General features: G+C 68.1%; 20 protein-coding genes and 1 pseudogene. 20 read left to right on the top strand and 1 reads right to left on the bottom strand.

Features of this window, described 5'->3' with window-relative positions; translation table 11 throughout:
• The 6 genes and pseudogenes from RU01_RS11230 to aroB form a co-directional block, all read left to right on the top strand.
• Positions 1 to 1142 (top strand): endolytic transglycosylase MltG (locus RU01_RS11230; RefSeq protein WP_042574651.1); only part of this gene is annotated, 1142 nt, incomplete at its 5' end.
• Positions 1139 to 1966, top strand: a complete 828-nt coding sequence (locus tag RU01_RS11225) for a shikimate dehydrogenase (RefSeq protein WP_042574633.1) — start codon at positions 1139 to 1141, stop codon at positions 1964 to 1966. The genes RU01_RS11230 and RU01_RS11225, both read left to right, overlap by 4 nt.
• A 172-nt stretch (positions 1967 to 2138) precedes the next feature.
• Complete coding sequence (locus RU01_RS11220) at positions 2139 to 2735, top strand: prepilin peptidase (RefSeq protein WP_042574632.1); 597 nt, start codon at positions 2139 to 2141, stop codon at positions 2733 to 2735.
• A 12-nt stretch (positions 2736 to 2747) separates the two neighbouring features.
• Positions 2748 to 3935, top strand: coding sequence for a chorismate synthase (gene aroC, locus RU01_RS11215; protein ID WP_042574631.1), 1188 nt, complete (start codon positions 2748 to 2750; stop codon positions 3933 to 3935).
• Between the two features lie 56 nt (positions 3936 to 3991).
• Positions 3992 to 4552: pseudogene (locus RU01_RS11210) on the top strand (shikimate kinase); the annotation flags it as partial.
• Positions 4553 to 4740: 188 nt separating this feature from the next.
• Positions 4741 to 5850, top strand: a complete 1110-nt coding sequence (aroB, locus tag RU01_RS11205) for a 3-dehydroquinate synthase (protein WP_042574630.1) — start codon at positions 4741 to 4743, stop codon at positions 5848 to 5850.
• A gap of 107 nt (positions 5851 to 5957) precedes the next feature.
• Here the strand turns inward: aroB and RU01_RS11200 are convergent, their stop codons facing one another.
• Entirely contained in the window at positions 5958 to 6599 is a 642-nt protein-coding gene (locus tag RU01_RS11200) for a B-4DMT family transporter (RefSeq protein ID WP_042574649.1), read from the bottom strand.
• Positions 6600 to 6705: 106 nt separating this feature from the next.
• On the opposite strand from RU01_RS11200, the gene RU01_RS11195 reads away from it, so the two are divergent.
• The 14 genes from RU01_RS11195 to coaBC all read left to right on the top strand — a co-directional run bounded on the left by RU01_RS11195 (position 6706) and on the right by coaBC (position 20726).
• Positions 6706 to 7827 (top strand): M24 family metallopeptidase, encoded by a 1122-nt coding sequence (locus RU01_RS11195; protein WP_042574629.1) that lies wholly within the window; start codon positions 6706 to 6708, stop codon positions 7825 to 7827.
• 74 nt (positions 7828 to 7901) lie between these two features.
• The gene (efp, locus tag RU01_RS11190) at positions 7902 to 8465 is read left to right on the top strand and encodes an elongation factor P (protein WP_042574628.1); all 564 of its coding nucleotides are present in this window, start codon (positions 7902 to 7904) and stop codon (positions 8463 to 8465) included.
• Positions 8466 to 9050 (top strand): transcription antitermination factor NusB, encoded by a 585-nt coding sequence (gene nusB, locus RU01_RS11185; protein WP_042574627.1) that lies wholly within the window; start codon positions 8466 to 8468, stop codon positions 9048 to 9050.
• A 90-nt stretch (positions 9051 to 9140) separates the two neighbouring features.
• The gene (gene pyrR / locus RU01_RS11180; RefSeq protein WP_042574626.1) at positions 9141 to 9707 is read left to right on the top strand and encodes a bifunctional pyr operon transcriptional regulator/uracil phosphoribosyltransferase PyrR; all 567 of its coding nucleotides are present in this window, start codon (positions 9141 to 9143) and stop codon (positions 9705 to 9707) included.
• Positions 9704 to 10672 (top strand): aspartate carbamoyltransferase catalytic subunit, encoded by a 969-nt coding sequence (locus RU01_RS11175; RefSeq protein ID WP_268793338.1) that lies wholly within the window; start codon positions 9704 to 9706, stop codon positions 10670 to 10672. The genes pyrR and RU01_RS11175 overlap by 4 nt, the downstream gene beginning before the upstream one ends.
• Positions 10672 to 11988, top strand: coding sequence for a dihydroorotase (locus tag RU01_RS11170; RefSeq protein ID WP_042574625.1), 1317 nt, complete (start codon positions 10672 to 10674; stop codon positions 11986 to 11988). The genes RU01_RS11175 and RU01_RS11170 overlap by 1 nt, the downstream gene beginning before the upstream one ends.
• A complete protein-coding gene (locus RU01_RS11165) occupies positions 11989 to 12501 on the top strand; it encodes a PH-like domain-containing protein (RefSeq protein WP_042574624.1) in 513 nt (170 codons plus the stop codon).
• On the top strand, positions 12498 to 13652 hold the full coding sequence (gene carA / locus RU01_RS11160; RefSeq protein ID WP_042574623.1) for a glutamine-hydrolyzing carbamoyl-phosphate synthase small subunit: 1155 nt from the start codon (positions 12498 to 12500) through the stop codon (positions 13650 to 13652). Before RU01_RS11165 ends, carA begins: the two co-directional genes overlap by 4 nt.
• The gene (carB, locus tag RU01_RS11155) at positions 13652 to 17056 is read left to right on the top strand and encodes a carbamoyl-phosphate synthase large subunit (RefSeq protein WP_042574622.1); all 3405 of its coding nucleotides are present in this window, start codon (positions 13652 to 13654) and stop codon (positions 17054 to 17056) included. Before carA ends, carB begins: the two co-directional genes overlap by 1 nt.
• Positions 17053 to 17898: an orotidine-5'-phosphate decarboxylase gene (gene pyrF / locus RU01_RS11150; protein WP_042574621.1), complete on the top strand. Its 846-nt coding sequence runs from the start codon at positions 17053 to 17055 to the stop codon at positions 17896 to 17898. Before carB ends, pyrF begins: the two co-directional genes overlap by 4 nt.
• Positions 17899 to 18081: 183 nt before the next feature.
• On the top strand, positions 18082 to 18402 hold the full coding sequence (gene mihF / locus RU01_RS11145; protein ID WP_042574620.1) for an integration host factor, actinobacterial type: 321 nt from the start codon (positions 18082 to 18084) through the stop codon (positions 18400 to 18402).
• Between the two features lie 35 nt (positions 18403 to 18437).
• A complete protein-coding gene (gene gmk / locus RU01_RS11140) occupies positions 18438 to 19031 on the top strand; it encodes a guanylate kinase (RefSeq protein ID WP_042574619.1) in 594 nt (197 codons plus the stop codon).
• Positions 19032 to 19104: 73 nt separating this feature from the next.
• The gene (gene rpoZ / locus RU01_RS11135; RefSeq protein ID WP_056075124.1) at positions 19105 to 19413 is read left to right on the top strand and encodes a DNA-directed RNA polymerase subunit omega; all 309 of its coding nucleotides are present in this window, start codon (positions 19105 to 19107) and stop codon (positions 19411 to 19413) included.
• Entirely contained in the window at positions 19410 to 20726 is a 1317-nt protein-coding gene (gene coaBC, locus RU01_RS11130) for a bifunctional phosphopantothenoylcysteine decarboxylase/phosphopantothenate--cysteine ligase CoaBC (protein WP_042574617.1), read from the top strand. The genes rpoZ and coaBC overlap by 4 nt, the downstream gene beginning before the upstream one ends.
• Positions 20727 to 20830 lie beyond the last annotated feature (104 nt).

The following is a 20830-nucleotide window of genomic DNA, read 5'->3' as shown; positions in this document are numbered from 1 at the left end:
AGCGACGTTCGCGCATCATCGGGGTCCTCGGAGCCGTGGTGCTCCTCGGGCTCGTCGCCGTGGGAGGGGTGTGGGGAGTGTCGAAGGTGTTCGGCGGTGGCGCCGCGCAGGCCGAGGACTATCCGGGCCCCGGTGGCGCCGCAGTCGTCGTCGAGGTCAACCCCGGCGACACAGCTCAGGAGATCTCGACCGCGATGGCGGACAAGGACGTGACGGCCAGTTCCGCCGCGTTCTACGAAGCTGCCGTGCAGAACACGGCCATGAACGCTGTACAGCCCGGCTTCTACCGGCTGCAGTCCCAGATGACCGCGGCCGACGCCGTCGCCACGCTCGTCGATCCGACCTCCCGCGTCGGTCAGATCCAGATCGCGGAGGGTCGACAGCTCCACGACTCGACCGACGTCAACACCGGTGCGCTCCGCAAAGGCATCTACACGCTGATCTCCGAGGCCAGTTGTGCTGTCGGAGAGGGTATTCCGTGTGTGAGCTACGACGACCTGAACCTCGCCGGAGCCGGTGAGGACCCGTCGGCACTCGGTGTCGCCGACTGGGCCACCGACGCGGTTCGCCAGGTCCCGGATCGGGACCGTCAGCTCGAGGGCCTCATCGCCGCGGGCACGTTCAATTTCGATCCCAGTGCGTCTCCCACCGACATCATCCGTCAGCTGGTGTCCGAGAGCGCCACCGTGTACGAGGACACCGGCCTTCTCGACGCCGGTGCGACATCGGGTCTCGATCCGTACCAGGTGCTGGTCGCGTCGTCGTTGATCGAGCGTGAAGCGCTGCCCCAGGACTTCGCGAAGGTTGCCAGGGTCATCCTGAACCGCCTCGCCATCGGCCAGCGTCTCGAGTTCGACTCCACCGTCAACTACTCGCTGGACACCACCGAGGTGGCCACGACGGACGACGACCGTGCGCGCGTCACGCCGTGGAACACCTACGCCAAGGAAGGCCTGCCGGCGACGCCGATCTGCTCGCCCGGTGTGGGAGCAGTGCAGGCAGCGGAAGCACCCGAGGCCGGCAATTGGCTCTACTTCGTCACCATCAACGCGGCGGGGGAAACGCTGTTCACGGACGACTACCAGGTGCACCTGGACAACATCACGAAGGTCGAGGGCGGATTCCTCGACAGCGGCCGGTGACCTCGGACGACCGCCGCGCGGCGGTCCTGGGATCGCCGATCGAGCATTCGAAGTCGCCGGTACTGCACGGAGCGGCCTACGCGGCACTCGGCCTGTCGGGATGGACCTACGACCGCATCGAGTGCACCGCCGAGCAGCTCCCCGGCCTGGTGAGCGGTCTCGGTCCCGAATGGGTGGGGTTGTCGGTGACGATGCCGAACAAGTTCGCCGCCCTCGAGTTCGCCACGGAACGCACGGAACGAGCAGAGATCGTCGGATCGGCGAACACGCTCGTCCGTAGTCCGTCCGGGTGGCGGGCGGACTGCACCGATGTCGACGGTGTCACCGGAGCACTCGCCGACGCCGGTCTGACGGACCTGACCGGGCGGACCGCGGTCGTGGTCGGCGCCGGTGGAACGGCCAGGCCGGCGTTGGTGGCGTTGGCGTCGCTCGGAGCCCGGTCGGTGCGGGTGATCGCCCGCGACGAGAGCAGGGCACAGGGTGCGATCGCGTGCGGTCACGCCGTGGGACTCGACGTTGTGTGGGTCGGCTTCGACGCGTCGGCGATCTCCACCGCCGTGTCGGACTGCGCTGCCGTGGTGTCCACGGTTCCCGCGGACGGTGCCGCGCCCTTCGCCGAGGCGTTGTCCGCGGCGCCGCTCCTGCTCGACGCGATCTACGACCCGTGGCCCACCCCGCTTGCCGACGCCGTCACACGCGCCGGGGGAGTCGTGGTCGGGGGACTGTCGATGCTGCTGAACCAGGCGTTCGGTCAGGTGGAACAGTTCACCGGCATGCCGGCGCCTCGTCGGGACATGGCGGAGGCGCTCGCAGCGGCTCTCTGACGGCCGGACCGGCAGTAGCCCGACCTGTGGCGTTTCCGCTCCTCTCGGGCCATTGCTGCGCGGGATCCCGCCGAGAACTCGTGCGAGGGGAGCAGAAACACCACTCGCGAGTTATCCACAGGCACCCTCTCGGCGAGGTGGTTCGACGGATCGCTCGTGCGAGAGTCGCCCGATGACTGTCGCGTGTGTCGCACTGATCGGCTTCGGGGCGGGCTGGTTCGCTCCGACCGTCGTCGCGCAGTGGATCGGGTCGGCCGGCAGAGCTACGGCGCTGCTGTGTGCCGTGGCGTGCGCTGCGGTGTTCGCCGTCGCCTGCGGCGTGCGATCCGGTGACGCGTTCGCCGCGATCGGCTACTGGTGCGTCTGCCTCTCGCTCGTCGACTACTCGTGCCGCCGGCTGCCCGACATGCTGACGCTGACCGGCGCCGGGGCCGTTCTGGCCGCCGCGGTGTGGGACGGATTCGTCGTCGCGGCGCTTGTCGGAGGTGGACTGCTCGTCGCGTTGTACGTGGCGGTGCATCTGGTGAGCAGGGGCGGCGTCGGATTCGGCGACGTCAAACTCGCCCTCCCACTGGGTGCGTTCGCGGCGTCGGCCGGGGGCAGCAGCTGGTCGGCGGCCGCGATCCTGGCGCCGACGGCTACCGCAGTGCTGGGGATCGCCGGTTCCGGAGCCGGCCGAGGCTCGTCGGGCCCCGTCGATCGTGCTGTTCCGCACGGTCCGTCGATGTGCGCGGCGACCCTGGTGGCGTGGGTGAGCGTCGGCTCGTGAAAAGATCGAGCCGTGCTGCGATGGATCACTGCCGGAGAATCTCACGGCCCTGCCCTGGTGTCGATCATCGAGGGCATGGTGGCCGGAGTCGAGGTGACCTCCGAGGACATAGGAGCTCAGCTCGCACGTCGACGCCTGGGCTACGGCCGCGGTGCGCGGATGAAGTTCGAGGCGGACAAGGTCACCGTCATCGGTGGTGTCCGCCACGGGTCGACGTTGGGTGGCCCGGTCGCCATCGAGATCGGCAACACCGAGTGGCCCAAGTGGGAGACGGTGATGGCCGCGGATCCCGTCGACCCTGCTGTCCTCGCAGACCTGGCGCGCAACGCTCCGCTCACCCGTCCTCGCCCCGGTCACGCGGACTACTCGGGAATGCTCAAGTACGGCTTCGACGATGCACGTCCGGTCCTCGAGCGGGCCAGTGCCCGTGAGACGGCTGCGCGTGTCGCCGTGGGTACGGTCGCGCGACAGTTCCTCAAACAGGTGCTCGGCGTCGACGTTCTCTCCCACGTCATCTCCATCGGTGCCTCCGACCCGTACGAGGGGCCGGAGCCGTCCGCCGGTGACCTCGAGGCGATCGACGCCAGCCCGGTCCGCGCATTCGACGCGGTGGCCGAGCAGTCGATGATCTCCGAGATCGAAGCGGCCAAGCGTGACGGCGACACACTCGGCGGCATCGTCGAGGTCGTCGTCCACGGACTGCCCGTCGGACTCGGATCCTTCGTCAGCGGTGACAGCAAACTCGACGCCCAGCTCGCGGCAGCGCTGATGGGCATCCAGGCCATCAAGGGCGTCGAGGTCGGCGACGGCTTCGAGACCGCCCGACGCCGCGGCAGCGCGGCCCACGACGAGATCCTCCCCGGACCCGACGGCATCGTCCGCAGCACCAACCGTGCGGGCGGTATCGAGGGTGGCATGACCAACGGCGCTCCCTTGCGTGTCCGTGCCGCGATGAAGCCGATCTCGACGGTGCCGCGTGCCCTGTCGACGGTGGACATGTCGACCGGCGAGGGCGCGGTGGCCATCCATCAGCGCAGCGACGTGTGCGCTGTCCCCGCGGCCGGTGTGGTCGCCGAGACCATGGTCGCGCTCGTGCTCGCCCGGGCCACGCTGGAGAAGTTCGGTGGCGACTCCGTCTCCGAGACCGCCGGCAACGTCGCTCGCTACATCGAGAACGCGCACGCTCGACCACCCCGATGACCGGGGAGGCCGGAGGCCGGCCGCATGTTCCCGGGGAGGCCGGAGGCCGGCCGGATGTGCCCGGGGAGGCCGGAGGCCGGCCGCATGTTCCCGGGGAGTCCGGGCAGCCTGTCGTGCCGCGGGCTGTTCTCATCGGTCCGCCGGGTGCCGGAAAATCCACCATCGGCCGTCGGTTGGCTCGTGCGCTGGGCACCGATGTCTACGACACCGATGTCGCGATCGAACGTGAGACCGGCCGTACCATCCCGCAGATCTTCGCCGAAGACGGCGAGGCGGAGTTCCGTGCGATCGAGGAACGCGTCGTCATCGAGGCGCTGAGGTCGTACCCGGGCATCGTGTCGCTCGGTGGAGGCGCCATCCTGTCGTCGCGGACCCGCGACGCACTACGGGGGCACACCGTGGTGTACCTCGAGATCAGCATCGGCGAGGGTCTGAGGCGGACCGGAGCCACCACTGCCTCCGCGACGCGTCCGCTTCTCGCGGGTGCGGATCCCCGTGCGAAGTACCGAGAACTGATGCGCATCCGTCGGCCGTTGTACCGGGCGGTGGCTACGCATCGCATCCGGACCGACGGTCGCAGCCCGGCCCGCGTCGTCACCACCGTGCTGGGTCGTCTCGGCGTGTCGTCGGTGGACCGTGCGGATACCGCACCCACCCCGCCCACCCGCTCGACGCCGCGCCGTCGGATCAGGCGCAAGGGTGGTCGACCGATTCCGACGGATCCTCGGACGCCACCGCCGAGTGCGGCACGACCGACCGGATCCCGCCCCCCGCACGACCCGCCATCAACCGAGGAGAAGCGCTCGTGACAGAACCCGTACGCATCGATGTCCGGACGGCGAACCCGTATCCGGTGATCATCGGCCGCGGTCTGCTGACCGAGTTGGTCGAACAACTCGACGGCACCCGCACCGTTGCCATCTTCCATCAGCCGCCGCTCGCCGAGACCGCCGAGGCGGTCCGGGCGGCATTGGCGGACAAGGGGATCGACGCCCATCGCATCGAGATCCCGGACGCGGAGGACGGCAAGGACCTCGCCGTGGCCGGCTTCTGCTGGGAAGTCCTCGGGCGTATCGGCCTCACCCGCAGTGACGCCGTGGTCAGCCTGGGCGGCGGCGCCGCGACGGACCTCGCGGGGTTCGTGGCCGCAACCTGGATGCGCGGAGTGCGCATCGTCCACGTGCCGACGACGCTGCTGGCGATGGTCGATGCCGCGGTGGGTGGAAAGACCGGCATCAACACCGACGCGGGCAAGAACCTGGTCGGGTCGTTCCACGAACCGGCCGCCGTCCTGGTCGATCTGGTGACGCTGGAAACGGTGCCCCACAACGAGATCGTCGCGGGGCTGGCCGAGGTGATCAAGACGGGGTTCATCGCGGATCCGGTGATCCTCGACCTGATCGAGGCCGATCCGGCAGCGGCGCTCGATCCGAAGGGCGACGTCCTGCCGGAGCTGATCCGCCGATCGATCGAGGTGAAGGCGCGCGTCGTCGCGGCGGACCTGCGTGAATCGAATCTGCGCGAGATCCTGAACTACGGCCACACGTTGGGGCACGCGATCGAGCGCCGCGAGAAATACAAGTGGCGTCACGGTGCCGCTGTGTCGGTGGGTCTGGTGTTCGCAGCCGAACTCGGTCGACTCGCGGGCCGACTGTCGGACGCCGTCGCCGACCGCCACCGGACGGTCCTGCAGTCCGTGGGTCTGCCGGTGACGTACGACCCGGACGCGTTCTCCCATCTCCTGTCGGGAATGCAGACGGACAAGAAGAACCGGAACGGTCTGCTGCGCTTCGTCGTGCTGGACGACCTGGCCAAGCCGGGACGCCTCGAGGGGCCGGACCCGGCGTTGCTGGCCGCGGCCTACTCGGCGATCGCTCGCGAGGACGGTCCGTCCACCGCCTCGGTCTTCCTCTGACCCGCCGATCCACGGACTCGCTGATCCACTGACCCGACGATCCACAGACCCCGAACAGAAAGACACCCCGACCGGAATGCCGGTCGGGGTGTCTCGTTCTGCACGCTCTAGCTGGGTTCCTGCCACGCAGATCGCTGCTGGTCGCCCTTCGACAGGCTGGGCCCCTGCGAGGACGAACGCTGGTCGCCGACGGGCGCGAAGACCTCGGTGTCGGCATCGGACTCACCGCGACGGTTCGCCGCACCGGCAGGGGCGCCCGCGCCGACACGGTCACGGCTGTCGTCGGACTTCTCCGTCTTGCCGGGGCGCAGGTTCTCGGACTTCTTGTCCCCGCGGCCCGCGAGCCAGCGGCCGATGGTGACCGCGATGACGGCCGGAACGAAGACCAGCAGGATGGTGAAGGCGGCCCCGGACGTCAGTTCGAAGAAGATGGTGTTGCTGCTCACCGCGATGTTCGCGACGGCGGTGAAGAGCCACGAGACCAGCCCGGCGAGAAGGCCCGCGACGATGGAGGCCTTCAGCCACAGCATGGTGAAGTCGGTGCGGTTGTCGCCGTCCTCACCGCGCCGGTGCGAGGAGATGCCGTCGATTCCGCCCCACACGAAGGCAATGAGAACGACCGCGACCAGCGTGATCATCCGCAGAACGGATCCCTGCGACGGCCATGAGCTCACCGCCAGCGCCAGCAGCACTCGCGCCACCACATGAACCAGCGCCATCCCCACACCACGTACAACCCACCCAGTCATGCTGCACACAGTAATCACCACCGCCGCGGCCATGTGTGTCTGCCCACATATTCGTCTCCCGCGGGGCGCTCCGGGCGAGACGGTGATCGGTCAGTAAGTTCGAAGGATGTCTTCTCCCGACCGCGTCGCACGACGCGATGCCCTTCGCGAACTGGTCCGCGAGCGCGAGGTCGACGCGCTGCTGGTGACCGATCTGCTGAACATCCGGTACCTGACGGGGTTCACCGGCAGTAACGCCTCTCTTCTGATCGACACGCACGATTCGGCGTCGGACGAGTCGAGGACCGTCCTGTGCACCGACGGTCGATACGTCACCCAGATCGGCGAGCAGGTGCCCGATCTCCGGGCCGTCATCGATCGGGCCGGGCCGACCCGTCTGCTGCAGGACGCTCTGGACGGTCGGGCCGCGGGGGACCGCGCGCTCACCGTCGGTTTCGAGTCGCACGTGGTGTCCGTGGACGAGCACCAGTCGTGGACGGACGCGGCAGCAGGCGTCGAGCTTCGTCGACTCCCGCGTCTGGTGGAGAAGCTGCGGGTGGTCAAGGACGAGTCGGAGATCGACTCGCTGCGTGCTGCCTGCGGCGTTGCCGACGCGGCTCTGGCGGCCCTGATCGAGCGCGGCGGTATCTCGGCGGGACGTGCGGAGAAGCAGGTCGCGACCGATCTCGAGTTCCTGATGCTCGAACTCGGTGCGGACGCCATCTCCTTCGAGACGATCGTCGCGGCGGGCGCCAACTCGGCGGTGCCCCATCACCGTCCGACGCGGGCCGTTCTTCAGCAGGGCGATCTGGTGAAACTCGACTTCGGTGCGACCGTGGACGGGTACCACTCGGACATGACGCGGACCTACGTTCTGGGCGAGCCCGCGGAGTGGCAGCGTGAGCTGTACGACCTGGTCGCCCGCTCCCAGGCGGCCGGACGTGACGCTGTCGCGCCGGGCGCCGACGTGCAGGCCGTCGACGGAGCGGCGCGGTCCGTGATCGTCGCGGCCGGCCACGGCGACAAGTTCCTGCACGGCCTCGGCCACGGCGTGGGGCTCGAGATCCACGAAGCGCCGGGAATCGGTGCGACATCCACCGGTACACTGCTCTGCGGTGCAGCGGTGACGGTCGAGCCCGGCGTGTACTTCTCCGGTCGCGGAGGCGTACGGATCGAGGACACGCTCATCGTCCGAGAGGGCGAGCCGGAGTTGCTCACACTCACCGGCAAAGAGTTCACCGTTCTGTAGGCCTCTCGCGGGGCCTCGCGGGAACTTCAACGAACGACACGCACAACCGACATGACAGAGGAGACGCGAAGCAAGTGGCTTCCACCAGTGATTTCAAGAACGGTCTTGTGCTCAGCATCGAGAACCAGCTGTGGTCCATCATCGAGTTCCAGCACGTCAAGCCCGGCAAGGGTCCGGCCTTCGTGCGCACCAAGCTCAAGAACGTCACGTCCGGCAAGGTCGTCGACAAGACGTTCAACGCGGGCGTGAAGGTCGAGACCGCGACGGTCGACCGACGCGACATGACGTACCTGTACCACGACGGCACCGACTTCGTGTTCATGGACGGCGACACGTTCGATCAGATCTCGGTGGCCGAGGCCACCATCGGCGAGGTCTCGCGTTTCCTGCTCGAGAACATGAAGGTGCAGGTCGCGATGCACGAGGGCGTGCCGCTCTACGTCGAGCTCCCCGTCACCGTCGAGCTGATCGTGCAGCACACGGACCCGGGCCTGCAGGGAGACCGCTCCACCGGTGGCACCAAGCCGGCAACGCTCGAGACCGGCGCCGAGATCAACGTCCCGCTGTTCATCAACACCGGCGACAAGCTGAAGGTCGACTCGCGTGACGGCAACTACCTCGGGCGCGTGAATTCCTGAGTGAGCGAGACTGCTGGTACTCCGGACCGGTCCGCGGGCGCGGGCAAGCCGGCGACGAAGAAACTGGGCGCGCGTCACAAGGCACGTAAGCGCGCTGTCGACTTCCTGTTCGAGGCCGAGGCGCGGGATCTCGATCCCGTGACTCTGGCGACCGAACGGAGCGAGCTCTCCGCTCACGAGGAGACGGTGGCCCCGGTCAACGCCTACACCACGACACTGGTCACGGGTGTCGCGGAGAACCTCGACCGTGTCGACTCGGTGATCGGTGATCACCTGCATCAGTGGACGTTGGCGAGGCTTCCCGCCGTCGACCGCGCGATTCTGCGGGTCGCGGTGTGGGAGCTGCTCAACGCCACCGATGTGCCCCCGGTCGTCGCGGTGGACGAAGCCGTCGAACTGGCCAAGCAGCTGTCCACCGACGACTCGCCGTCCTTCGTGAACGGTGTTCTCGGCCAGATCGTGCTCGTGGCTCCGCAGGTCCGTGCCGCCGCCGCAGCCAGACCCGCCTCCGAGCGGGCGGCCGTCACGACCGACGACGTGACGGATACCACGGACGACGACGCCCGGCCGGCCACCTCGAGCTGATTCGAGGGCCGGTCGCATTGCTATGCTGATCGCGCCAGATTTCCTTTAACGATCCGTCCAGTGAGGCGGAGAAGGAGGTCACCCACTCTCGTGTCCTCAGACGAGCCAGGTACCCCACCCCAGCCCCGGGAATTGTTGTCGTCGGCAGATGTCGGCCGCACGGTCGCCCGGATGGCCCATCAGATCATCGAGAAGACCGCGTACGGCTCGCCCGACGCCGCGCCCCTCGTCTTGATCGGCATCCCGACACGCGGATCCATCCTCGCCACGCGGTTGGCGGATCGGATCGAGGAGTTCTCCGGAACCCGTCCTCCGGTCGGATCCCTCGACATCACGCTCTACCGCGACGACCTGCGGAGCAAGCCGCACCGTGCCCTCGAACGCACGTCCGTTCCCGATACGGGTGTCGACGGCGCGCTCGTCGTGATCGTCGACGACGTGCTGTTCTCGGGTCGCTCGGTCCGCGCCGCGCTGGACGCGCTCCGCGACCTCGGTCGTCCCCGCGCTGTCCAACTGGCCGTGTTGATCGACCGTGGTCACCGCGAGCTTCCGCTCCGCGCCGATTACGTCGGCAAGAACGTACCGACGGCGCGCACCGAGGACGTGTCGGTACTGCTCGACGAGCACGACGGCCGAGACGGGGTGCAGATCTCGTGACCACGAGGCACCTGTTGTCGACGATGGATCTGAGTCGCAGCGATGCGACCGACATCCTCGACGAGGCGGAGCGGTTCGAACAGGCACTGCTGGGACGCGACGTCCGCAAGCTGCCGACGTTGCGCGGCAAGACGGTGATGACCGTCTTCTACGAGAACTCGACACGCACACGCGTGTCCTTCGAGGTCGCGGGCAAGTGGATGAGTGCCGACGTCATCAACGTCAGCGCGAGCAGTTCGTCGGCGTCCAAGGGCGAATCTCTGCGGGACACGGCGTTGACGCTGCGCGCGGCGGGTGCGGACGCTCTGATCGTCCGCCATCCAGCGTCGGGTGCGGCGCATCGCATCGCGCAGTGGACCGCGCTTCCCGACGGTTCCGGACCGGCCGTAATCAACGCCGGTGACGGCACCCACGAACATCCGACACAAGCACTGCTGGACGCGTTGACCCTGCGCCAGCGTCTCGGCGGGATCGAGGGGCGTCGCATCGCGATCGTCGGCGATGTGCTGCACAGTCGCGTCGCACGGTCCAACGCCTTCCTGTTGGCGACGCTGGGCGCGGACGTCATCGTGGTCGCGCCGAGGACTCTGCTGCCGGTCGGCATCGAGACGTGGCCCGTGACGGTCGCGTCGTCACTCGACGCCGAACTGCCCGCCCTCGACGCCGTCATGATGCTGCGGGTCCAGGCCGAGCGGATGAACGGCGGTTTCTTCCCATCGGCCCGCGAGTACTCCATCGGCTACGGGTTGTCCCAGAAGCGGTTCGACATGCTCCCGAGTCACGCGGTGGTGCTGCACCCGGGTCCGATGCTGCGCGGAATGGAGATCGGTTTCTCCGTCGCCGATGCGCCGGAAACCGCTGTCCTGCAACAAGTCCAGAATGGAGTCCACGTGCGCATGGCCGTGCTGTTCCGTCTCCTCATCGGGTCCGACGTCTCGGGCACGACCGCATCGGGGGTGTCGTGATGAGCGGCTCCGTGATCATCCGGGGAGTGCGCCCGTACGGCGAGGGTGAGCCGGTCGACGTGCTGATCACCGACGGAATCGTCGACGCCATCGGTGCCGACGTGTCCGCGCCCGACGACGCCGAGGTGGTCGAGGGCGGTGGGGGAGTTCTCCTGCCGGGCTTCGTCGACCTGCACACGCACGTCCGTGAACCGGGACGCGAGGACACCGAGACGATCGAGACCGGTTCCGCGGCAGCAGCTCTCGGTGGATACACCGCCATCTTCGCGATGGCGAACACGTCGCCGGTAGCGGATTCGGTCGTCGTCACCGACCACGTGTGGCGACGCGGACAGGAAGTCGGCCTCGTCGACGTGCACCCCGTCGGTGCCGTGACGGTGGGGCTGAAAGGCACTGCTCTCGCAGAGATGGCGACCATGAACGCCGGGGTCGGCGCCGTGCGCATGTTCTCCGACGACGGGCACTGTGTCGCGGATCCGCTGCTCATGCGGCGTGCGCTCGAATACTCGGCCGGCCTGGGCGTGCTCATCGCACAGCATGCAGAGGAACCTCGACTCACCGAAGGCGCTGTCGCACACGAGGGTCCGACCGCCGCGCGGCTGGGGCTTGCCGGGTGGCCTCGTTCGGCGGAGGAGTCCATCGTCGCGCGCGACGCCATCCTGGCTCGTGATGCGCGAGCGCGCGTCCACATCTGCCACGCGTCCACCGCCGGCACCGTCGAACTTCTCGACTGGGCGAAGAAGCAGGGAATCTCGATCACCGCCGAGGTCACCCCGCATCACCTGTTCCTCGACGACTCCCGCCTCGAGACATACGACGCGGTGAACAAGGTGAACCCCCCACTGCGCGAGAGCAGCGATGTCGACGCGCTGCGCAGGGCCTTGGCCTCGGGCGTCGTCGACTGCGTCGCCACGGACCATGCGCCGCATGCGGAGCAGGACAAGTGCTGCGAATTCTCGCAGGCGCGTCCGGGCATGCTCGGACTCGAGACGGCGTTGTCCATCGTGGCATCGACGATGGTCGAGACCGGTCTGCTCGACTGGCGCGGCGTCGCGAGGGTCATGAGCGAGCGTCCCGCGGAGATCGTGGGACTGACCGATCAGGGCCGGCCCATCGCCGTGGGGGAGCCGGCCAACCTGACCGTCGTCGATCCCGACGTCCGGTGGACGGTCGACTCGCGCGCCCTGGCGTCGTTGTCGTCGAACACCCCGTTCGAGGCACTCGAACTGCCTGCCAAGGTCACCGCAACCCTGTTGCGTGGCCGCATCACCAGCCGCGACGGTGTCGCCGCTGCTCCTTCAGGAGGCGTGAACTAGATGGACAGAGTGTTGCTGGTCGCCGGATTCCTGGTGTTCTGGGCCGCGATGATCGCCCTCATCCTGTGGGGGTGGAGAAACCGCCAGAAGCGTCAGAGCGACGCGATCGGAACGCTTCCGAGCGCACCGGACGCCCTCGGCGACGTTCGCGTGGCGTCCTGCACCGGCCTCTACGTCGGCTCGACGCTGGCTCCGAGCTGGCAGAACCGCATCGCCGTCGGTGACATCGGCCATCGCGCCACCGGAACCCTCACGCGGTACGAGACGGGCATCCTGCTCGAACGTCACGGGGAAACCGACATCTGGATGCCGCAGGACGCCCTGCGGGCGATACGCACCGAGCGCGGGCTGGCCGGGAAGGTCATGACCAAGGACGGCCTGCTGGTCGTGCGATGGGAACTGCCCACCGGCACCGAGATCGACACCGGCTTCCGAGCCGACGACAAATCCGTCTACCCCGACTGGGTCGACGACACCACTTTCAGCAGCGAAGACGAGAAGGAGACCGCGTGAGCACTCAGGACGCTGCGGCATTGGTCCTCGAGGACGGGCGGGTCTTCCGCGGAACCGCGTTCGGTTCTCGGGGTTCCACCCTGGGCGAGGCCGTGTTCTGCACCGGGATGACCGGCTACCAGGAGACACTGACCGACCCCAGCTACCACCGGCAGATCGTCGTGGCCACCGCGCCGCAGATCGGCAACACGGGGTGGAACAGTGAGGACAACGAGTCCGTCGGACCGACAGGAGAGGCCGACGACTCGAAGATCTGGGTCGCCGGATTCGCGATCCGGGACATCAGCCGACGCAGCTCGAGCTGGCGGTCCAGCGGAACACTCGGCGACGAGATGGACCGACAGAACGTCGTCGGCATCGCCGAGATCGACACCCGCGCCGTGGTGCGCCATCTCCGCACGCGCGGGTCGATGAAAGCGGGCATCTTCTCCGGTGACGCCCTCTCCGACGTCGACTCCCTCGTCGCGACGGTGCGCGACCAGCCGAGCATGGCGGGCGCCGACCTCGCCGGCGAGGTCAGTACCGACACCGGGTACACCGTCGAGCCGGTGGGCGAGGCGCGCTACTCCGTCGTCGCCGTCGACCTCGGCATCAAGTCCAACACCCCCAGAATGTTCGCGCAGCGCGGTATCCGTGTGCACGTCGTTCCGGCGGACGCCGACATCGATCGGGTGCGCGCGCTCGGTGCGGACGGGGTGTTCCTGTCCAACGGGCCGGGTGACCCCGCGACCGCCGACTCCGTCGTGCGGCTCACCGAGCAGGTGCTGGGAGACGGAACGCCGCTGTTCGGTATCTGCTTCGGCAACCAGATCCTCGGTCGCGCCCTCGGCCGCAGCACCTACAAGATGACCTTCGGACACCGCGGCATGAACATCCCGGTGATCGAACACGGCACCGGTCGCATCTCGATCACCGCGCAGAACCACGGATTCGCGCTCGAAGGCGAGGCAGGGGAGGAGTTCGACACCCCGTTCGGACGCGCCGTGGTCAGCCACACGTGCGCCAACGACGGCGTCGTCGAAGGTGTCCGCCTGCTCGACGACTCGGCCTTCTCGGTGCAGTACCACCCCGAAGCCGCGGCCGGTCCCCACGACGCCGAGTACCTCTTCGACCGTTTCCTGCAGCTCCTCGACAAGAAAGCCGGCCAGTAATGCCACGGCGCACAGACCTCCAGCACATCCTGGTCATCGGATCGGGACCCATCGTCATCGGCCAGGCTTGCGAGTTCGACTACTCGGGCACCCAGGCCTGTCGCGTGCTGCGCGAGGAGGGGCTGCGTGTCAGCCTCGTGAACTCGAACCCCGCGACGATCATGACCGACCCGGAATTCGCGGACGCCACCTACGTCGAGCCCATCACCGCGGAATTCGTGGAGAAGGTCATCGCGAAGGAGAAGGCGGAAGGTCACCCGATCGACGCCGTCCTCGCGACTCTCGGCGGACAGACCGCGCTGAACTGTGCGGTCGCATTGCACGAGCAGGGCATCCTCGAGAAGTACGACGTCGAGCTCATCGGCGCCGACTTCGAGGCCATCCAGCGCGGCGAGGACCGGCAGAAGTTCAAGGACATCGTTGCGAAGGTCGGTGGCGAGAGCGCACGCTCGCGCGTCTGCTACACGATGGACGAGGTTCACGACACCGTCGCCGAACTCGGCCTCCCCGTCGTCATCCGCCCCAGCTTCACCATGGGCGGTCTCGGTTCCGGCATGGCGTACACGACGGAGGATCTCGACCGCCTCGCCGGCGGCGGCCTCGCGGCGTCGCCGTCGGCCAACGTGCTCATCGAGGAGTCCATCTACGGATGGAAGGAATTCGAACTCGAGCTGATGCGCGACAACCGCGACAACGTCGTCATCGTCTGCTCCATCGAGAACGTCGATCCCATGGGCGTGCACACCGGCGACTCGATGACCGTCGCGCCGGCCATGACGCTCACCGACCGCGAGTACCAGACGATGCGCGACCTCGGCATCGCCATTCTCCGCGAGGTCGGGGTGGACACGGGTGGCTGCAACATCCAGTTCGCGATCGACCCGAAGGACGGTCGCCTGATCGTCATCGAGATGAACCCGCGTGTCTCCCGGTCGAGCGCCCTCGCGTCGAAGGCGACCGGCTTCCCGATCGCGAAGATCGCGGCGAAGTTGGCCGTCGGCTACTCGCTCGACGAGATCGTCAACGACATCACGGGCGAGACTCCGGCATGCTTCGAACCCACGCTGGACTACGTCGTCGTCAAGGCGCCCCGGTTCGCCTTCGAGAAGTTCCCCGGCGCGGACCCCACGCTGACGACCACCATGAAGTCGGTCGGCGAGGCGATGAGTCTGGGCCGCAACTTCTCCGAGGCGCTCGGCAAGGTTCTCCGGTCCCTCGAGACCAAGGCCGCCGGCTTCTGGACACTGTCGGACGACGTGCTGGCGGGGGATCGCGCGCGCGATCTCGATGCCGTGCTCGCCGATCTGAAGGTTCCGACCGAGGGACGCATCTACGACGCGGAACTGGCCCTGCGCCTCGGCGGCACCGTCGAGGAGGTCGCCGCCGCGTCGGGCATCGACCCCTGGTTCGTCGACGAGATCGCCGGTCTGGTCGAGCTGCGAGGTCGCCTGCTCGACGCCCCTGTTCTGGACGAGAACCTGCTCCGCCGCGCCAAGCACTCCGGACTGTCCGACGGGCAGATCGCCGCACTGCGTCCCGAGCTGGCCGGTGAGGACGGCGTGCGGTCGCTGCGGCACCGCCTGGGCGTGCGGCCGGTGTTCAAGACCGTCGACACCTGCGCAGCCGAGTTCGAGGCCAGGACGCCGTACCACTACTCGACGTACGAGCTCGATCCCGGCGCCGAGTCCGAGGTGGCGCCCCAGACCGAGCGCGGCAAGGTGCTCATCCTCGGCTCGGGCCCCAACCGCATCGGACAGGGCATCGAGTTCGACTACTCGTGCGTCCACGCTGCGACGACACTGTCCGCGGCCGGGTTCGAGACCGTCATGGTCAACTGCAATCCCGAGACCGTCTCCACCGACTACGACACGGCCGACCGGCTTTACTTCGAGCCCCTGACGTTCGAGGACGTGCTCGAGGTCTATCTCGCCGAGAAGGAGTCCGGCGAGGGCGGACCGGGAGTCGTCGGCGTGCTGTGCCAGCTCGGCGGTCAGACCCCGCTGGGTCTCGCGCAGCGCCTGCAGGACGCCGGTGTGCCCATCGTCGGAACGTCGCCCGAGGCGATCGACCTGGCCGAGGACCGCAAGGCCTTCGGCGAGGTCCTCGTCGCGGCGGGGCTTCCCGCGCCGAAGTTCGGTACCGCCACCACCTTCGAGGGCGCCAAGCGCATCGCCGGTGAGATCGGCTACCCGGTGCTGGTCCGGCCGTCGTACGTCCTGGGTGGGCGCGGCATGGAGATCGTCTACGACGAGGCGTCGCTGGACGACTACATCTCGCGTGCCACCGAGCTGACACCCGAGCACCCGGTCCTGGTGGACCGGTTCCTCGAGGACGCCATCGAGATCGACGTGGATGCGCTGTGCGACGGCACCGAGGTGTACCTCGGTGGAGTCATGGAGCACATCGAGGAGGCCGGCATCCACTCCGGCGACTCGGCGTGCGCACTGCCGCCGATCACGCTGGGTCGGACCGACATCGACGCGGTCCGCCGCTCGACGGAGGCGCTGGCGTTCGGCATCGGCGTCCGCGGACTCCTCAACGTCCAGTACGCGCTCAAGGACGACATCCTGTACGTGCTCGAGGCCAACCCGCGCGCCAGCCGAACGGTCCCGTTCGTCTCCAAGGCGACGGCGGTGCCGCTGGCCAAGGCTGCCGCGCGCATCGCGTTGGGAGCGACCATCGCCGAACTGCGTGCCGACGGTGTGCTGCCCGCGACGGGCGACGGCGGGCACTCCTCGTTCGACGCTCCCGTGGCCGTCAAGGAAGCGGTGCTGCCGTTCAACCGGTTCCGCAAGGCCGACGGCAGCGGTGTCGACACCCTGCTCAGCCCGGAGATGAAGTCGACCGGCGAGGTCATGGGTATCGACGCCGACTTCGGTACCGCGTTCGCGAAGTCACAGACCGCCGCCTACGGCTCGCTGCCGACGACGGGGTCGATCTTCGTCTCGATCGCCAACCGCGACAAGCGCTCGATGGTGTTCCCCGTCAAGCGACTCGCGGATCTGGGTTTCCGGATCCTCGCGACCGAGGGCACCGCAGAGATGCTGCGGCGCAACGGTATCCGCAGCGACGTCGTGCGCAAGCACTCGGACGTGCTGGCCGAGGGCGAGCGCACCATCGTCGATCTCATCCGCGAGGGCGAGGTGGACATGGTGTTCAACACACCGTTCGGCAACTCCGGGCCCCGCGTCGACGGCTACGAGATCCGCAGTGCCGCGGTGGCGCGCAACATCCCGTGCATCACCACCGTGCAGGGCGCCGCGGCCGCGGTGCAGGGCATCGAGGCGAGCATCCGGGGCGACATCGGTGTGCAGTCGTTGCAGGACCTGCATCGGACTCTGTCGACGTACGAGCGCGCCGGGACCGGACCGTCGGCGACGACCGAGCCGGTCACGGCCCGGTGACTCCGGCGACGCCCGTCGGCGGCGTCTGGCGTTCGCGTCTGACGGCCGCCGTCCGGGCGCGAGGCCGACTGTGCGTCGGCATCGATCCGCACGCAGCGATGCTCGACTCGTGGGGTCTCGACGACTCGGTCGACGGGCTCGAGCGATTCTCACGGATCTGCGTGGAGGCGTTCGCCGACGACATCGGCGTCGTCAAGCCGCAGGTGGCGTTCTTCGAGCGGTTCGGGTCCGGCGGATTCGCCGTACTCGAGCGCACGATCGCCGATCTGCGCTCGGCGGGTGTGCTGGTGATCGCCGACGCCAAGCGCGGCGACATCGGCAGTACCTCCGAGGCATACGCGCGGGCATGGCTCGAACCGTCGTCACCTCTCGCGTCGGACGCAGTCACGGTCTCGCCCTACCTCGGGGTCGGTGCGCTGTCCCCGTTCGTGGAGCAGGCTGCTGAGCACGGCTGCGGGCTGTTCGTGCTCGCGCGGACGTCCAATCCCGACGGCGCGGGCCTGCAACGGGCCGTCACGGACGGCGGAGCCAGCGTCGGGCAGTCCGTCGTGGACGAGGCCGTGGTGGTGAACACCCGCCTGAACGACGACGTCATGGGCCTCGTGGTCGGCGCGACACGCGGACACGGGCTCGATCTCGAGAATTTTTCGGGGCCGATTCTGGCGCCGGGTCTCGGCGCCCAGGGGGCGACGGCGGCGGAATTGCCGGGCTTGTTCGGCGGATCGTCAGAGTTGTTGTTGCCCAACTCTTCCCGCGACGTGCTTCGGCACGGACCCGACGTCGCGGAATTGCGGGACGCGGCGAGACGGGTGCGCGAGCAGGTCGAGGACGCGCTCGCCTAGCCCACCGCCGGACCGACACGGCCGCGGGGGGCGGGTTCGCAATCGGCGCCCTCCGACGGGTACGGTCGCTATCGCCGCTGGTCAATCCGGTGGCAGTGACTGGATCCACCAGAACAAGTGATGCATGCCACACCGTGGCGCAGCACGAACGCACAAGAGATTCACCGACGAGACGGAGGAACCGTGGCCCTTCCCCAGTTGACCGACGAGCAGCGCGCTGCTGCTTTGCAGAAGGCGGCAGCTGCACGTCGTGCCAGGGCTGAGCTCAAGGAGCGCCTCAAGCGCGGCGGCACCGACCTGAAGCAGGTACTCAAGGATGCCGAGACGGACGAGATTCTCGGCAAGATGAAGGTGTCCGCACTGCTCGAGGCCCTGCCGAAGGTTGGCAAGGTCAAGGCTCAGGAGATCATGACCGAGCTCGAGATCGCGCCGACGCGCCGCCTGCGTGGCTTGGGCGACCGTCAGCGCAAGGCGCTTCTCGCCAGGTTCGATTTCGAAGCCTGACGAGGACCGTGTCGACAGATAACGAGTCGACGGCAGTGTCGAGCGACAACACGTCGTTCAGGAGGGGTCGGCTGGTAGTACTGGCCGGCCCTTCCGCCGTCGGTAAGTCCAGTGTGGTCGCGAAGGTGCGCGAGCAGCTTCCCGATCTGTACTTCAGCGTGTCGGCGACGACACGTGCACCCCGACCCGGTGAAATCCATGGCCGGGACTACCGGTTCGTCGACTCCGCCGAGTTCGATCGCATGATCGCCGACGGAGAGCTGCTCGAGTGGGCCGAGATCCATCGCGGACTGCATCGCAGCGGCACTCCCGCCGCGCCGGTGCGCGACGCTCTCGCCACCGGTGAACCCGTTCTGCTCGAGGTCGATCTCCAAGGTGCGCGGGCAGTTCGAGCCGCAGCACCGGAGGCGCTGCTGGTCTTCATGGCACCGCCGTCCTGGGAGACCCTGGTGGGTCGACTGACCGGACGGGGCACCGAACCGCAGGACGTCATCGAGCGCAGACTCGAGACGGCGCGCGAGGAATTGGCGGCTCAGAGCGAGTTCGACACGGTCATCGTCAACGACGATGTCGAGCGGGCTTGCGCCGAGTTGGTATCCTTGTTGGTCGGTGGCGCTCCGGACGCTTAGTTCGGGGCCGTCACCCACGGAAGTCGTTCAGTTTTCATGTCCGGAGCATCCGCCCCGGTCAATCTTCAGGAGCATTGTGAGTAGTCCCTTGGCGAATGTGTCCGATTCCTTCACCAGTATCGACGTGGCGACGTACGACACCCCGCTGGGCATCACCAACCCGCCCATCGACGAGCTGCTCGAGCGCACGTCGTCGAAGTACGCACTGGTCATCTACGCAGCCAAGCGCGCGCGTCAGATCAACGATTACTACAACCAGCTCGGTGACGGAATCCTCGAGTACGTCGGACCCCTCGTCGAGCCGGGTCTGCAGGAGAAGCCGTTGTCCATCGCCCTGCGCGAGATCCACGCCGACCTTCTCGAGCACGTCGAAGGCGAGTGAGTTCCCTGTCTCCCTCGGTGGGAGCGCAGCGGCCGCGGCGGCACGTCGTCGTCGGAGTCGGGGGAGGAATCGCCGCCTACAAGGTGTGCGGCCTCATCCGACACTTCACCGAGGCGGGCGACGACGTCCGCGTCGTACCGACGGAATCGGCTCTGCAGTTCGTGGGCAGAGCCACATTCGAAGCATTGTCGGGTAATCCCGTCCACACCGGAGTCTTCGCCGACGTTCCGGAGGTGCCGCATGTCCGGCTCGGCCAGAACGCCGACCTCGTCGTCGTGGCTCCGGCCACGGCCGACCTCCTCTCGCGTGCCGCGGCGGGTCGTGCGGACGATCTGCTGACGGCCACGCTGCTCACCGCTCGGTGCCCGATCGTGTTCGCCCCGGCGATGCACACCGAGATGTGGGAACACCCCGCGACGGTCGACAACGTCGCCACGCTCCGCCGGCGCGGCGTCACCGTCATCGAGCCCGCATCGGGTCGTCTGACCGGCAAGGACACCGGCCCCGGCCGTCTCCCCGAAGCCGACGAGATCGCGGGTATCGCGGAACTCCTCCTCGAACGGCCCGATGCGCTGCCCCGCGACCTCGAGGGCCGCCGCATCGTCGTCTCCGCCGGCGGCACACGCGAACCCCTCGATCCGGTGCGTTTCCTGGGAAACCGCAGTTCGGGCAAGCAGGGCTACGCCCTGGCCCGGGTGGCCGCCCAACGCGGTGCCGACGTCGTGCTCGTCAGTGGCTACACCAGCGACCTCGCGCCGCCTGCGGGAGTGCGCGTCGAGACGGTCCGCACCGCCGAGGACATGCGCGCAGCCGTCACCGCGGCAGCGGTCGGAGTCGACGCGGTCGTCATGGCCGCCGCCGTCGCCGACTTCCGTCCCACCACCCTCGCGGCGAGCAAGATCAAGAAGGGCGCGAACGAGCCCGACACCATCGCGCTGACGCGCAACACGGACATCCTGGCCGGTCTGGTGGCCTCCCGTGACTCCGGCGAGCTGCCGGGCGACCTCGCGATCGTCGGCTTCGCCGCCGAGACCGGCGACGAGCACGGCGACGTCCTCACCCATGCCCGCGCGAAGTTGGCACGCAAGAAGTGCGATCTCCTGGTTGTGAATGCAGTCGGAGAGGGTAAAGCCTTCGAGATGGATGTCAACGACGGGTGGATTCTGTCCGCGGACGGGACCGAGACGGCTCTCGAACACGGATCCAAAGCCCTTATGTCGTCGCGAGTGCTCGATGCGCTCGTGGCGCTTCTTCCCGTCGCGGACTCGTCGTCCCTGTGTGAAGACTGTACGAGCGCCGACGACTCGAGGTGACCCGCACTGCCCGAGACGTCGGTGGGCCCCGCTATCGTCGACAATCAGCTCGGGGAGCCGTTCGATCATGTCGACACACTCAGTCATGCGTGTACGAGAGGAAA

This window comes from Rhodococcus sp. MEB064 (assembly GCF_000834565.1).
In the GTDB taxonomy this organism is placed as follows: Bacteria; Actinomycetota; Actinomycetes; order Mycobacteriales; family Mycobacteriaceae; genus Rhodococcoides.
The sequence above is the reverse complement of the archived record's forward strand: the minus strand, read 5'-3'. Positions and strand labels throughout refer to the sequence as shown.

Excerpts from the sequence above, each read along its gene's own strand:
- RU01_RS11220 (WP_042574632.1), top strand. The coding sequence starts at position 2,139 with ATGACTGTCGCGTGTGTCGCACTGATCGGCTTCGGGGCGGGCTGGTTC.
- RU01_RS11200 (WP_042574649.1), bottom strand. The coding sequence starts at position 6,599 with ATGACTGGGTGGGTTGTACGTGGTGTGGGGATGGCGCTGGTTCATGTG.
- RU01_RS11195 (WP_042574629.1), top strand. The coding sequence starts at position 6,706 with ATGTCTTCTCCCGACCGCGTCGCACGACGCGATGCCCTTCGCGAACTG.
- RU01_RS11170 (WP_042574625.1), top strand. The coding sequence starts at position 10,672 with ATGAGCGGCTCCGTGATCATCCGGGGAGTGCGCCCGTACGGCGAGGGT.
- RU01_RS11165 (WP_042574624.1), top strand. The coding sequence starts at position 11,989 with ATGGACAGAGTGTTGCTGGTCGCCGGATTCCTGGTGTTCTGGGCCGCG.
- carB (WP_042574622.1), top strand. The coding sequence starts at position 13,652 with ATGCCACGGCGCACAGACCTCCAGCACATCCTGGTCATCGGATCGGGA.